Annotated in this window: 14 protein-coding genes; 12 read left to right on the forward strand and 2 right to left on the reverse strand. The window is 42.4% G+C overall.

The window, feature by feature from the left end; genetic code table 11:
- The first annotated feature begins 13 nt into the window (after positions 1-13).
- The 4 genes from AACS00_RS03660 (at position 14) to AACS00_RS03675 (ending at position 3,257) form a co-directional block, all read left to right on the forward strand.
- Positions 14-757 carry a fimbria/pilus periplasmic chaperone gene (locus AACS00_RS03660; RefSeq protein ID WP_110166549.1) on the forward strand — a complete coding sequence of 248 codons (744 nt, stop codon included), beginning with the start codon at positions 14-16 and terminating at the stop codon, positions 755-757.
- Between the two features lie 10 nt (positions 758-767).
- Positions 768-1,343, forward strand: a complete 576-nt coding sequence (locus AACS00_RS03665; RefSeq protein WP_146205766.1) for a fimbrial protein — start codon at positions 768-770, stop codon at positions 1,341-1,343.
- A 353-nt stretch (positions 1,344-1,696) separates the two neighbouring features.
- Entirely contained in the window at positions 1,697-2,515 is an 819-nt protein-coding gene (locus AACS00_RS03670; protein ID WP_110166550.1) for a hypothetical protein, read from the forward strand.
- 487 nt (positions 2,516-3,002) lie between these two features.
- Positions 3,003-3,257 (forward strand): hypothetical protein, encoded by a 255-nt coding sequence (locus tag AACS00_RS03675; protein WP_110166551.1) that lies wholly within the window; start codon positions 3,003-3,005, stop codon positions 3,255-3,257.
- A gap of 113 nt (positions 3,258-3,370) precedes the next feature.
- Here AACS00_RS03675 and AACS00_RS03680 read toward each other — a convergent pair whose 3' ends face one another.
- Positions 3,371-4,423, reverse strand: coding sequence for an outer membrane beta-barrel protein (locus tag AACS00_RS03680; RefSeq protein ID WP_110166552.1), 1,053 nt, complete (start codon positions 4,421-4,423; stop codon positions 3,371-3,373).
- Positions 4,424-4,760: 337 nt separating this feature from the next.
- Positions 4,761-5,966 carry a winged helix-turn-helix domain-containing protein gene (locus tag AACS00_RS03685; protein WP_110166553.1) on the reverse strand — a complete coding sequence of 402 codons (1,206 nt, stop codon included), beginning with the start codon at positions 5,964-5,966 and terminating at the stop codon, positions 4,761-4,763.
- A gap of 740 nt (positions 5,967-6,706) precedes the next feature.
- Here AACS00_RS03685 and AACS00_RS03690 point away from each other — a divergent pair.
- The 8 genes from AACS00_RS03690 to fliS all read left to right on the forward strand — a co-directional run bounded on the left by AACS00_RS03690 (position 6,707) and on the right by fliS (position 14,691).
- A complete protein-coding gene (locus tag AACS00_RS03690; RefSeq protein ID WP_110166554.1) occupies positions 6,707-7,171 on the forward strand; it encodes a DUF2919 domain-containing protein in 465 nt (154 codons plus the stop codon).
- Positions 7,172-7,507: 336 nt separating this feature from the next.
- Positions 7,508-8,650 carry a flagellin gene (locus AACS00_RS03695; RefSeq protein WP_110166555.1) on the forward strand — a complete coding sequence of 381 codons (1,143 nt, stop codon included), beginning with the start codon at positions 7,508-7,510 and terminating at the stop codon, positions 8,648-8,650.
- Between the two features lie 237 nt (positions 8,651-8,887).
- Positions 8,888-10,021 carry a flagellin gene (locus AACS00_RS03700; RefSeq protein WP_110166556.1) on the forward strand — a complete coding sequence of 378 codons (1,134 nt, stop codon included), beginning with the start codon at positions 8,888-8,890 and terminating at the stop codon, positions 10,019-10,021.
- 282 nt (positions 10,022-10,303) lie between these two features.
- On the forward strand, positions 10,304-11,434 hold the full coding sequence (locus tag AACS00_RS03705; protein ID WP_110166557.1) for a flagellin: 1,131 nt from the start codon (positions 10,304-10,306) through the stop codon (positions 11,432-11,434).
- 80 nt (positions 11,435-11,514) lie between these two features.
- On the forward strand, positions 11,515-11,973 hold the full coding sequence (gene flaG, locus AACS00_RS03710) for a flagellar protein FlaG (RefSeq protein ID WP_040904131.1): 459 nt from the start codon (positions 11,515-11,517) through the stop codon (positions 11,971-11,973).
- A gap of 21 nt (positions 11,974-11,994) precedes the next feature.
- A complete protein-coding gene (gene fliD, locus AACS00_RS03715) occupies positions 11,995-13,959 on the forward strand; it encodes a flagellar filament capping protein FliD (RefSeq protein WP_110166558.1) in 1,965 nt (654 codons plus the stop codon).
- 4 nt (positions 13,960-13,963) lie between these two features.
- Positions 13,964-14,269: a flagellar protein FliT gene (locus tag AACS00_RS03720; RefSeq protein ID WP_072670064.1), complete on the forward strand. Its 306-nt coding sequence runs from the start codon at positions 13,964-13,966 to the stop codon at positions 14,267-14,269.
- Between the two features lie 11 nt (positions 14,270-14,280).
- Positions 14,281-14,691 carry a flagellar export chaperone FliS gene (gene fliS / locus AACS00_RS03725; protein WP_072669915.1) on the forward strand — a complete coding sequence of 137 codons (411 nt, stop codon included), beginning with the start codon at positions 14,281-14,283 and terminating at the stop codon, positions 14,689-14,691.
- Positions 14,692-14,730 lie beyond the last annotated feature (39 nt).

The raw sequence follows: 14,730 nt of genomic DNA on the forward strand, positions 1-14,730 counted from the left end.
TGAGATAAACAATATGAACAATACATTGCGTTATACCTTTCCTATGTTACTGGCTCTGCTTGCAGGCCAGTCACAGGCAGCGGTCTCTTTGGACAGAACCCGGGTAATTTACCCGGGAGAGGCCAAATCGATGAGCCTTACCATTCGCAACAACAACAAAACCATGCCTTACCTAGCACAAGCTTGGTTAGAAGATGAAGAAGGTAATAAAGTTAATCAGCCTTTTACCTTGTTACCCCCAGTTCAGCGTTTGGAACCTGGCATGGAGAGCTTGGTAAAAATCCAGACACTCCCTAGTGTCGCGCAGCTACCTCAAGATAAAGAGAGCTTGTTCTACTTTAGCCTGCGAGAAGTGCCGCCACGCAGTGATAAACCAAACACGCTGCAGTTGGCTCTGCAAACACGCATTAAGTTCTTTTACCGCCCTGCGAGTCTCGTTGTTCAACCTGGCAGTAATAAAGGGCCGTGGCAGGAGCAAGTGACTTTGCAACAGGTAGACGGAAAATATCAGCTCAGTAACCCCACCCCGTATTATGTGACGATCGTTTCAGCAGCAAGCAGCGTTAAAGGTGATGGTGTGGAAGGGTTTGAAGCGGTGATGATGGCACCTAACGATAGTGCAATGGTTAATGTAGCCGTTGCAAAGCTTGGCCAAAACCCAACTTTTACTTATGTTGATGATTTCGGTGGCCGTCGTACCTTGAGCTATCAATGCACCAGCAGTTGCCGTTTGTTGCCTGAAAAAGCCGCCAAATAGGGAAGCAACCATGATGTGCATTCCATACATTGCGCTGCAAGCTGCAAACAGTGGTAACCGTTGGGGTAAATGCTGGATAGCGACTTTGCCACTCTTGACTCTGTTTCTCGCACCTTTGGCACAAGCGGGTAAAGATGAGCTGATGATGACCATCACCGCCGAGGTGGTGGGTCAGCCATGCTCACTACGCCCTGGGGATGAAATCATCCCTGTCGATTTTGGCAATATCATCAATAAAGAACTGTTGCGTGATGGCCGAACCCAGAGTAAGCCGTTTCAGTTGCATCTTGAACAGTGCGATCCAACCATTGCAGACAGTGTCAAAGTCACTTTTTCTGGTGTGCAAAGTGAAGATGCTACGTTACTGGCCCTTTCCGGTGACAGTAAGGCCAAAGGCATTGCGATAGGGCTAGAGCAAGGCGGCCAAGCGTTACCGATTAATAAGCCAAGCCGTGCCTTAACCTTAGCGGATGGGCCTAATGTGCTTGATTTTGCCGCCTATGTGCAGTTACTGCCTTCGGCACAAGCAGGGGTGACGCCGGGGGCCTTTAATGCCACCGCCAATTTCACGCTGGATTATGACTAACGACTACCGCTGGCAACGTGCTCCATGACATCCGCGATGGTTTATTTGATTATTATCGCCCGTAGCCGATGGCGGCTTCGACGGGCCTTTGCCACCTTACGAGGCCATTTGGCCGAAGGCGGCTTTTCACTTCACCCAGACAAAACCCAGATAGGTAAGCTAAGCAAAGGGTTCGATTGGCTGGGTGGTTGGTATAACGAGCAGGGAAGAGTGGGCATTGCGCCACGCGCCCTGCGCCATTACCGTACCCGATCTCTGCGGCTTTATGAGCAGGCTCGCCGCCAAGGCTATTCCCATCAGGAGTGCCTAGCGCGAGTGCAGAATTATCGGGTACGGTGGATAAGGTGCTTTAAATGAAAAATTATGTTGGGCATAAAAAAGCCTCTCGGTTCCTATCATGGCTGACGTTACTAGTTACTTCATGCTTGTCTGGACCCGCACTAAGCTGGCAATTTATTCAAACAGAAATGCCGGACGTTTACTCGCTATCCTTAGATGAGGGAGACATATTAAACGGGAATATAAGTGAGGCATCCCCCTCTACTAATCCAAAGGATCGCCCAGGGAATTTTCGAGTATTCATTTTGTATTCCACAATGACAGATGACCAAGAGTGTGGTTACAATTTACCAGCAATGTCTGTAGAACAATGGCAAGAGAGATGGCGTACGAATGCGAGTGATATAGTAAACAGCATAAGAAATAACTGTACAGTGCGATTTGAATATGATGAAGAAAAACTAAAAGATTACCGATTAATGATCTACATCACCACGACAACCAAATGGTATGATGGCGTATCATATTATCAATTTTTTATAGACATGTCTGGTGCAGGGGCGCCATCAGGTCCACCAGCTTCATGCGATGCACAGGTTCCCGACTCGATGAGATTTGGTATAATAAGTGGTCCTGGCCCCTACAAATCTGAGACGAACATGTATGTGAAATGCTCCCAGAAAACAGCATTCGACGTTAAGGTCAACAATAGCCGTGAGTTTATTGATCCTGAATCCGGTACTCGCATAACGTTCGAGGATTTTTCCACGGGTAGCTTGGCATTAGACTGCAAGGATGGATGTACTGTTCCGATCCCTGGTGAAATGACGGCTGCGCCGACTAAACCCGGTAAGTACCAATGGGCTGTTCCTGTTATTGTTGAGTACAAATAAAATTGCATCCTACTAGTTATTACAACCCACGAGATGGGAAGTTTAATCTCTCGGATGGACCGACAATCGTTGGTTGTTGTTCCCGAACTGTTAACAATGCTGCGAGTCATTGGATAATTTGAGTTAACCATTTCTAATATCCGGTTCGTACAGGCGCTATGTTTGGCTAACATAGCGCCTGTTCTGTATATAACTCTCCTGATATTTGCCTCGTTCTCAGTTCTCGCCCGGCCGTTTATTCACTCCTTGTGGTTCACTATTGCCCTAATCATTCGTGTCAACATTCACTGAACGTTATTCGCATTCTATTGATTTTAGAATAATTCTGAATTATTTCCGTCATGAAATCCCGTCTAATCCAATGACACTATCACATTGCCTAACGGCGTGGGTTGCGCAGGAATGAGAAAACGATTTTCACACACAGCTTGCCGCCCTCAATCGTTTAATAACTAAACCTCTAATATAGAAGGACAACCAGAAAACAATGCATTTATCCACGTTATTGGCGTTCGCAGCGCTAAGCTTATTTGGTGCTGTGGGGCATGCTACCGCTGCAGAGACTTCAACGACGCTGAGTAATGAGGTGAGCAGCCCGGATGAGTACCCTGTTATTACTGCTGCTGAAGTATCGGGTCTTGGGGGGGATTTAACTGTGCGTGCTTATGGGATTAAGCATCTCTATGAGACCATGGTTATCAGCTACTTTACATTGGTATGCCAGCATCGTTATGTCATTTGAAAATGAAACCTAAAAAAATGGCCTCACTGTTGAGTGAGGCCAAAGGGTATGGCTGCGAAATTTTGTTTAGGGGGAAACGAAGATAGGCAGCCAAAATTTTCTATAATGGGTAATTACCAAGGCGAGGCGAGTTCTTCCACTTCTTGATAGCCGGTGATTTTAATGTCAACACGGCGATTAGGAGCGAGACAAGCAACCTGCTCTTCTTTATTGGTTACATCGCTGCAGGTTGGATCAAAAATGGTCTTTGCTTGTACGTGCATTTGACTTTCTGGGACTCCGATATGCACGAGATAATTGGCTACTGCTTCTGCTCGCTCTTTAGCCACCCGATCTCTGACGAGATCCGCCCCCAAGCTATCAGAATAGCCAATCACGATAGTCTCCATCTGTTTTTTCGTGCTCATTTCTGATAGTTGTTGCTGCAGATTATCTAGAGATCGTAATGCTTCACTGTCTAATGTGGTTTGGTTGAGACTAAAGTTTACCTCAGCGTTAATTTCAAAGGGTTTATCAACGATCACGCTTACGGGTTGTTCTTCCTGTGCAGGAGTAACCGGTTCTTCGTAACTGGTCTGTTGAATAGGTTCAACCTTTTTCGTTCTAAAAGGATGATAAACCAATTCTAACGTGGCGATATTTTCATTGGGTGTAAATCGTGTTTGGTAAACTTCGCTATTCAGATCGGCGACATTTTTGATATATCTCCAGCGGGCTTGTATATCAAACTGATCGTTAATTTGATAAGAGAGACCAGTACCTAAAATAGCCGAAGCCTTGCTGCCTTTTTCACCAAGCCCTTCAGTGCGAGACCAATAAGCGCCGAATTCACCGAGTAAAGATAAATCGCCAACCAATGGGACTCGTCCATTAAGGCTGAGGCTCGCGCCTTGATTTTTAAATGGAAGATGATCGGTTTTTCCTTTACCTACATAAAGATAACCCGTTTCAATCGACAGGTAATCATTCAAGTCATAACCTAAAAATAGGTTGCCAGCAGTAGCATCATTAACAGAAGATTGAACCCCTTCGATGTTATTTAAACCATGAATATGTCCGACACCGACGCCTGCCCCTAAATAAAGATTTGATTCATCAGCTAATACAGTATGTGAAATACCAACCAGAATCATTGATGTGAGTAAAGAGAAACGAAGTTTATTCATTTTCTTATTTATCCTTTTTATAAACTGATAGTGGAGTTGATAACCCACAGATTCAATAATGTTTTTTAGTAAGTTGACTTAAAGTTAATATATTATTAGTGCAATCGAAATCTCTCTAGAGTTGTTTGCTTTTATTAACCCTTTTAAATCATTTTGATTTGTAAATACATTATGTTTTATCATAAAACATAATGTTAGTAATCAGCTTGAGTCTGAAATGTGTTACTTACCTCCTCTTGCGCAAACAAAATTAAAAAACGAACGAATAAAAAACGCCGTTCGTTTGTCTCATGAGAATAAATAATACCTTGAACTCACACTAAAGATAAGTTTAATTTTATTCCATATTATTCTGAAATGTACTTACATGAAAAATAATCCCGCCAAAAACGGATGATAGGTAAATTTTACGCTGTTTATCTACGGTTTTTAAATAAATATCATCCTGTGTAAATTGATTAAAGATACGATTTAAATCAAAATCAAGTTGCAAAGCCTCTTGTTTAACATAATCAATAGTGAATGATTTTATATCAAGATGCATCGATTTTTTAGAGTTATATGCCCTTGAAAAGCGCTTTAAGTGAAATAAAACTTCATCATTTTTACCTGTGAAGGAAAAGTCTTGAGTCCATGTTGAAGTTCCGTCATCTGTAGTTGTGCTCTTTATCAGCATTGTCCCAATAAAAGCATCACTTTCAGAACAAGAGCGATAAAAATTGAGACGAACAAAAGTCATGCCTGGTATGTTTTTTACATTAAGTGGTTTAGCTTCATAACTATTTATATAATTGGCCATGCACTTAATCTGTGATGATAAATCTTTATTTTTATCAATTAAAAATGTTTTCTGCCATGTCATATTTTGTTTTTTATCCAAATTAATAAATGAGATGGCTTCATTTGATATAAGAGCGTAGTAATGAATGCTTTTGTTTACGAGGTCAGATAATGTAATATATTTTTTATAATCATTTTCAGGTATATCATTTGTATAGATTATGGTTCGTTGATTGTCTTTATTATTTGGACGGATTAACGATATTTCAGTTATTTTTTCTTTTTCAGTTAAGTTTATTACAATTGATGTTACTATGATTATAGAGAGGATTAAAATAACTGGTATTAGCTTATTTATAGCTTTTTTAGATGAGTTATTCGCGTCTAATTTTTCAGTATTGATGCTGTCATCGATAATCTCTTCTCGATGAGCGAGTGAATCGCCTTGCATAGTCTCAATATCTAATTTTAAGATATAACCAACCCTAGGGACAGTATCAATGGCATTTTTGATGCCAATGGATTCGAATTTTCGTCTTAGTAGTAAAATGTTTTTATTCAAACTGATATCACTACTTTCTCTATCTCCCCAGATCTCTGTTAACATCGTTCTACGATCTACAACTCGTGTAGCATTGATGCACAGTTGAACCAGTACCGCAGATTCTTTATGGCTCAACTTGATCTCTTTTTTTTCTAAAATGAGTCGAAATGTTTCTGGCTCGAAAATGAATTTATCAGCGTACTTGTATTGTATGGTCATAGTGTTAAATCTTTTTAGTATAGTTATGAGTTAGTATTGTAAAGTTCGTCACTGCTTTATCTATCTTAGACTAGACGTTATTTAGTTAGAGTATAAATCATAAAATCGATGTCAAGTTGAAGATAGGTATATGACTAACGCTGCTTTCATAATATCAATGAGTTATCTTCTAATATAGGTTCACTTAGTCAGTAACCGGTTACTTGTGTGAAAGTTAAGATCCGAAGCTTATCAGTTTGTTAGGTTCTTGGTTTGTAGGTTATCAAACTATATTTGTTTTCTATTATTTGTTATCATTACTAATTAATCCATTTTAAAACAATGGCTTATGTTGTTATTGTCGGAGGTAGGGATGAACTGCTTAGGTGGTTTTATGTTTATAGAGAAAAGTACAAAAATTTTACTTTCTGTTAGTCCATTGTTAGGTTTTTCCTCATCATTTAAGTGGTTATTGTCGGGGTGTTGGTTTTTGTAAAAAATGCTGCTCTCGCTGGCCAGCGGTGTGCGGTGTTACGTTGAACGTAAGATGTTGTTACCAATCACCTAACTTCTATTTGTCGTTGAGTATAGAACCATCGCCCCTCTCTATTATCAAATGAGACGGAATGAATAGGTGTTATCTTTAAGTGAGAAATTCGTGAAATAGGTAAGAGTTTCGTAAGGATTGAATAATCAGCCTAGCTATTTTAAATGTATACGTTAAGTTTATGGCGTTTTTTCTCAATGAGGTGGCAAAACGAATGCTTTATTGCTTAGAGCGCTATGACCGATATGGTTTTCTTAAAGCCCCACTATTGGTCTGGTTTATTTGGCTGTTTTTAGCTAAAGCGTGGGTTGTTTTTGTTGTGGCAGGGGTGAGCCGAGACCATGGTTCTACGATTTTAACATTATTTTACCCAGACCATTCATTGTTTTATTTAGGTTTATCTATGGGGATGCCTAGCCTGGTATTGATGTGGCTGATCAATTTGCGGACTCCTGATCGTAGCTGGATTAACGGCATCGTGAGTTCAGGGAGATCACTGACTCTATTCATGGTTGGTTTGCAATTTATACAAACGCTTTACCATGTTTATCTAGAGCAAGGTTCTTTTGATTGGGTTAATGCCATCACATTAATCGTTCTGTTATGGTGTTTTTTATACTTATTTAACAGCAGAATCGTTCGCGACTGTTTTCGTCGTCCATTCACAGAGAGTAACTAAGGGGGATTCAAAGTAAACACTCGAATGAACAATGGTATTTTACAAAATAATCTATAGGAATATTGGTCGTGTTGAGCTATCCCAGATATATTTCGTTTATGTGAGTCAGTGTTTATCTCCTTCCTACTTTAAGTTGCGATACATTCGCACCAATTCTATCGTTATCTATATGCATAAGAGCTTGCAGTCTTATTGTCCAAGTTGTTGATGAATTATCACGTTGTATCAATTTCTGATTTGCTTATTAGAAAATATCAATATTTCCTAAAGTATTTTGCTAAATTACCGACATATCTATTCAAGTAGAATAGTTAATGAGCAATTTGATAAAACAGCATGTCTCTTTCGGTCAACACCAATGTTTCGGCGCTAGTTGCTCAGCGGCACCTTAGCCAAGCGTCAGTAGCCCTTCAGCAATCACTGGATCGATTATCTTCTGGTAAACGAATTAATCGAGCTAAAGATGATGTCGCTGGGTTGCAAATCTCCAATCGATTAGAAACACAGATGCGAGGTTTAGGCGTCGCAGCGCGTAATGCGAATGACGGTATTTCGATCATGCAAACCGCAGAAGGCGGGATGCAAGAGACAACAACCCTTTTGCAGCGAATGCGCGATCTCTCCTTACAGTCAGCGAATGGCTCGAATAGCCAAGCTGAGCGACGAGCACTTCAAGAAGAAATGAGTGCTTTGAATGATGAAATAAACCGAATTGCAGAAACCACCTCTTTTGCTGGGCGTAAATTGCTTAATGGGCGCTTTGGTTCAGCTTCTTTTCAGATTGGTGCGGCCTCTGGAGAGGCGGTACAAGTCGGTTTGAAATCGATGCGGAGTGACCAGTTGCTAATGGGCGGCTTTAAATATGTTTCTCTGCCTAAAGGTTCGGATTGGCAAGTTGAACAAGGGAATCACCAGTTGTCTATTTCGTTTATGAATCGCGCAGGCATAACGGAAACTGTCGATATTCAGGCTAAAGTCGGTGATAACATCGAGTCATTAGCGACTTATATTAATGGTCAAACCGATAAGCTGTCGGCTTCGGTTGATGAACATGGACAGTTACAGATTTATTTCGAAAATCAACATAGCCATTTTATTCACGGCCAGCCTTATTTTTCAGGTGGTTTGGCTGACCAGCTACAGCTTACCTTTGGAAAGTATGAAACCGTCAATGATCTTGATATCACCACCGTTGGTGGCGCGCAAAGTGCTGTCGCTGTGATTGATACCGCATTGCAGTATGTCGATAGTCACCGTGCCGAATTAGGCGCCCTTCAAAATCGTTTTTATCATGCCATTAATAACCTTGATAATATGCATGAGCAATTAGCTGCCTCAAATAGCCGGATCAAAGATACTGACTTTGCTAAAGAAACCACTCAAATGGTTAAACAGCAAATACTGCAACAAGTCAGCACGTCGATTCTTAGCCAAGCGAAAAAACAGCCTCATCTCGCATTGTCTTTACTGAATAATTAAAAAAAAGATCTATATCGACAGGTCATTTGAAAGCTTGAGTGAAAAAAATACCTTTTTTGTTATTTTTCCTAGTTTGGTGCGTTTTTAACCACAAAGTGAGTTTTTTTAAAGAAAAGTAAAAAAAATTCTAAAGGTTTTTCAGAACACGCCGCTAAGAAAATAACTTTGAGAGAACTACCTTGGTTTTACGAGACGTCGAAAACCGGAAACATCGGAAAATCAATTGGAGAAATTACCATGGCAGTGAATGTAAATACCAACGTAGCCGCAATGACCGCACAACGTTACCTAAATAGCGCGACTAATGCGCAACAAACGTCGATGGAGCGTCTATCTTCTGGTTTTAAGATCAACAGCGCTAAAGATGATGCTGCTGGTCTACAAATCTCTAACCGTTTAAATGTACAAAGTCGTGGTTTAGATGTCGCAGTGCGTAATGCCAATGATGGTATCTCAATGGCACAAACGGCTGAAGGTGCGATGCAAGAAACCACTAATATCTTACAACGTATTCGTGATCTATCATTGCAATCAGCTAACGGCTCTAACTCAAAATCAGAGCGTGTCGCGATTCAAGAAGAAGTAACCGCGCTGAATGATGAGCTCAATCGTATTGCTGAAACCACGTCTTTCGGTGGTAACCGTTTACTTAACGGCACGTTCCAAACCAAAGCATTCCAAATTGGTTCGAACAGTGGTGAAGCCGTCATGTTGACTCTTAACGACATGCGTAGTGATAACGCTAAAATGGGTGGGAACAGCTATGTGGCCGCAACCGAAGCCGATAAGAACTGGACCGTTAGCGATGGCAATAATGAATTAACGATGACACTTAATGATGTGAACGGCGTAGAGCAAACCATTAATATCAGCGCCAAAGTTGGTGATGACATTGAAGAACTTGCCACTTACATCAATGGCCAAACGGACCTAGTGCAAGCCTCAGTTAATGAAAAAGGACAACTACAGGTTTTCACTGGTAACCATAAAGTCGACGGCGATGTGACCTTTGGTGGCACGTTAGCGACTGAGCTGGCGATGGGGGCGAGTCAAGCCGTTACTGTCAGTACCATTGATGTCACCAGTGTTGGTGGAGCCCAAGAGTCTGTGGCTATCGTGGATGCCGCGTTACAATATGTCGATAGTCACCGTGCAGAACTTGGTGCCTTCCAAAACCGCTTTAACCATGCTATCAACAACTTGGATAACATTAACGAGAACGTTAATGCATCGAAGAGCCGTATTAAAGATACTGATTTTGCGAAGGAAACCACAGCGTTAACCAAAGCGCAAATCCTTGGTCAAGCCTCAAGTTCTATCTTAGCTCAAGCCAAGCAGGCACCGAATGCCGCATTAAGTTTACTTGGCTAATCAATCTCTGCCTTTACAAAGAATCCAGCTTCGGCTGGATTTTTTTATGTTTGAAATTGAGTTAGGTGGGGCGGTTTCTTGTAATCTTTAGCCATAGACGAGCGTTATTTTTTGAGCTGGATCGCCTTTTAGCGATGAGAAGAAAAAAAATAGAAAAATGTCGACTATTTCCCTAAAGGATATTTAATTGAGGCCGTTAAAGGATACGAGAGAAATGAGGTATACCGACGAGAGGTGAGAGACTTGAAGGTATACCAACTATCCGCCTAAGGAGATCAAACTATGGCAATTAACGTAAACACCAATGTGTCGGCGATGACCGCACAACGCCACCTGAATGGTGCCGCTGAAGGTGTGCAAAAATCAATGGAACGCCTATCATCGGGGTATCGTATTAACAGTGCTCGTGATGATGCAGCAGGGTTGCAAATCTCAAACCGATTAACTTCACAAAGCCGAGGGCTTGACGTAGCAGTACGCAATGCAAATGATGGGATCTCTATTGCTCAAACCGCAGAAGGTGCGATGGGCGAAAGTACCAATATTTTGCAACGTATGCGAGATCTTGCCCTGCAATCTTCTAACGGTTCAAACTCACGCTCTGAGCGTGTCGCGATTCAAGAAGAAGTCACGGCCCTTAACCAAGAACTTAACCGGATTGCGGAAAGTACCTCCTTTGGTGGCAACCGGCTGCTGAACGGTACTTTTGGTAGTAAATCTTTCCAAATTGGTGCTGAGTCAGGCGAAGCGGTGTTGCTAACGATGGGAAGTTTGCGCTCTGATACGGCTGAGATGGGCGGAAAAGCGTATCGAGCAGAAACAGGCCAAACGCCAGATTGGAGAGTCACTACCGCGACTGAACTCACGCTTAACTATACCGATAAGCAGGGTGAAGCGAGAGAAATCACCATTAACGCGAAATCTGGTGATGATCTTGAAGAGGTTGCGACTTACATCAATGGTCAAAGTGAAGATATCAATGCTTCCGTCGGTGAAGATGGCAAGCTTCAGTTGTATGCCTCTTCGCAAAAAGTAACCGGTGATGTGACGATAGCTGGCGATCTTGCTACCGAAATCGGTTTTGGCGCAGGACAAGATGTTAACGTTAAAAACATTGATGTCACTACTGTTGCTGGTTCACAAGAAGCGATTGCTATTCTTGATGGCGCACTGAAGTCGGTGGATAGCCAGCGAGCTTCATTAGGTGCTTTTCAAAACCGATTCTCTCATGCGATTAATAACTTAGAGAATACTAATGAAAACGTCAATGCCTCGCGCAGTCGTATCCAAGATACGGATTACGCACGTGAAACAACGGCAATGACTAAAGCACAAATTTTGCAGCAAGCGAGTACCTCAGTATTAGCTCAAGCGAAGCAGTCACCATCTGCAGCTCTTAGCCTGTTAGGTTAACTGACGGTGCAATGGGCAGCATGGGTAGCTGAACGCGCGATTAGCGATTAAGCTACCTATAAGGTGGAAGGGAGATTGTTATGGAAGTACCATCCTACACATCGAACATCCAGCCTTACGGCTCGCAAAGTGGCACTAAACTTGCTTCAGGAAACGACAGCGTGGTAAGTGCTTCTTCGCAGGAGAGTCACCGTTCGGTGCGCAAGACAGAAAAAGTCAATGCGCAAGTGTCTGAACAACTAAAACGCAACCAAGAACAAGCGTTGCAAGCCGCGATTAAACAATCTCAACAAAGAGAGCGGATAAACGAGCAGCAACGCGCAGTGGTTATTGAGAAAATGGACGAGTTTGTTAATTCGATCAATAAAGGTTTGGCGTTTCGGGTTGATGAAGAATCCGGACGGGATGTTGTGACGATTTATGAAGCCTCTACGGGCGACATTATTCGGCAGATCCCTGAAGAAGAAATGCTTGAAGTATTACGGCGTCTCTCTCGTGAGCAGAGTCCAAAGTCAGGCTTGCTGGTGATTAAGGCGTAATCGTATGATTGAGGTGATTGGATGAGTTTAGGCCCAATGGGGATGAACACTGGTTTTGATATCAATAGCGTCGTAAGGACGATTGTTGATGCTGAGCGTATACCAAAACAGCAAAGCATTGATAATAAACGCTATGATAATGAAGCCAGTATTAGTGCCTATGGCAGGCTCAGAGAATCACTGGATACCATGCGAAATCTCATGGCGAATTTTCGTCAAGAGAAAGCGTTTGCTGTGCGCAAAGTTGACACTTCTGATGACCAGATTGTTTCTGCAACCGCTTCAACCGATGCGATTGCTGGGAGATACTCAGTCGATGTGTTGCAGCTTGCTCAAAGCCATAAAATTGCGTCAGAGGTTATACCGAGTGACACAAGATTTGGTGAGGGTAAGCTGCAAATTTCTCTCGGGAAAAGACAATTTACAGTTGATGTTGCTAATAATTCTCGGCTGACAGATGTGATACGAGAGATTAATGGCCATAAAAATAACCCCGGTGTGCGAGCGTCGATCATCAATGATGTCGAAGGGCCTCGGCTGATCATTGCTTCGAATTTATCGGGTGAAAAACACCAAATTTCAATTCAAGCGCAAGCTGAGTCTGGTAATCCGTTAAAACGCTTGGAGTATAAAACTTTAGAGCAAAGGGTTAAAGATTTAGAGAAAGCACGAGCTGAAGCGCAACAAATTATTGCTCCTTTGACGGCTGAGCAGCAAGAAATCGCGGCACAAGTGGCTGAAAAAATTGGTGCGGCCGCACGTGCTGTGGATAGCGAGCTCGCGGCTCAAGCTGAGCAAGTGGTCTCAACAACACAAGAGCTCGATGATGTCTCAAGTGCTGGCATAAAGGCTGCAGAAGAGGCTAATCGTTATTTAAGACCTGAGGAGCGCATTCCCGGTTGGACCGAAACTGCCTCAGGTACCTTGCTTGACTCTTACTCTGAACCTCAACCGGAACTCGATGAAAATGGCTTAGCAAAGGCCGCCGATATTCCTGGTTGGAGTAATACCGCGTCAGGCACGTTGCTTGATTCTTATGTGACGCCTAAAGAAGCCCAAGCCAAAATTGATGCCAAACTTGCCCAAGAGCAAGCCGCAATACAAGAAGCGATAAAAAGCGGCAATATGACTCCGGAGGAGGCAAAAGCCGCTGAAAGAGCCAAGTTATCTGCTGAAGAGCTTGCTGTTTTTGAAAAGATGGAACAAGTTCAAGCTCAATTAAAAGCCGCGCAGCACTCTTTTGATGAATATCAAGGGATGATCCAAGTTCAAGCTGGGCAAGATTCTTTGGTCCTACTTGATGGGATCGCGACATTATCCAGTGAAAATAACATAATTGAAAATGCTATCGATGGCGTTAATCTTACTCTTAAAGGTCGACATGACGCCAATCAACGGCCAGCAGAAATTGGCATAGAGTACGATAGGGATAGTGTTCGTCAAGACATTGAGCAATTCGTTGCGGCTTACAATCAATTTTATCAAATCAGTAAAGAATTATCGGCTGTCGATCCAAGGACAGGCCGCGCTGGACCGCTTGCTGGAGATAGCATTGTTCGTAGTGCCGATTCACGACTTAAATCGGTTTTTTCATCACCAATTGAACAAGGGCCTGAGCAGCTCAAAAGTTTGACGGAATTAGGGATTACTACCACCCGTCAAGGGAACTTAGAGATTAACTATGCTATGCTCAATCGCCAGTTGAATAATAATTTTAATCAACTGGGTGATTTTTTTGGTGGTAATCAAGGCTTTGCTCGACGAGTCGAAGAGGCGATTCAAGGTTTGACCGGAGCGACCGGCTCGATTAGAACTCGTGAGAACAGTATTACTGAGCAGAATCGTCGATTAGTCAATGATCAAGATGCATTGGATCGCCGTATGGATGGGTTAGAAAAACGAACTCATGCGAAATTTGCAGCCATGCAGGATGCGACAGGTAAGATGCAGTCTCAACTTGCAGGTATGATGAATGCACTGGGTTAATGGCATGCAGGCCGATCTACAAGCGTTATTTGATATTAATCAACAAATAAAAGAAAAGTTAACTATTGACGACATTAACACTGAAGAAATTCATCGCTTGGTCGATAATAGGGAACAACTGTTAGCGGTATTACTGAGTTATATCGTAGATAATCCGCAGTTTGCGCAGTCCGATGAATGGCAGAGCGCGATCCAAGAGACACAACATCTTGTTGAAATGATGCAGTCTAAAACCCTATCGATTGGTAACTCATTACGTCAATATCGATACGGTAATAAATCGCTTCAACAATACAAAAAGTTTTTATAAAGAGGAAGACTATGCGTGGTTCTTTACAGGCGTACAAAAAAGTATCAGTGGATAGCCAGCTCAGTGCGGCCTCACCGCATAAAATCGTCCAGATGCTGATGGCCGGAGCCATAGAGCGTTTGATTCAAGGAAAAGCGGCAATGCAGCAAGGCAACATCCCTGTTAAAGGTGAGCGTTTAGGCAAGGCTCTGGACATCATTATTAGTTTGCGTGGCTGTTTGTCGATGGACGATGGCGGGGATATTGCAAAAAACCTTGATCAATTGTATGAATTTATGATCACGCAAATCACTACTGCGAACCACAAAAACGAGCCGCAACCACTCGATGATGTGATAGATATTCTGCGTGAAATCAAGTCTGCATGGGATCAAATCCCTACTGAATATCATAACTTGACCGCAAGTGATGTAGGGATATAAGTTTTATCTTAAACTTTTAACCGATATCACACCAACTAA

This window comes from Vibrio sp. 11986-1-5 (assembly GCF_963878025.1).
Taxonomy (GTDB): domain Bacteria; phylum Pseudomonadota; class Gammaproteobacteria; order Enterobacterales; family Vibrionaceae; genus Vibrio; species Vibrio injensis.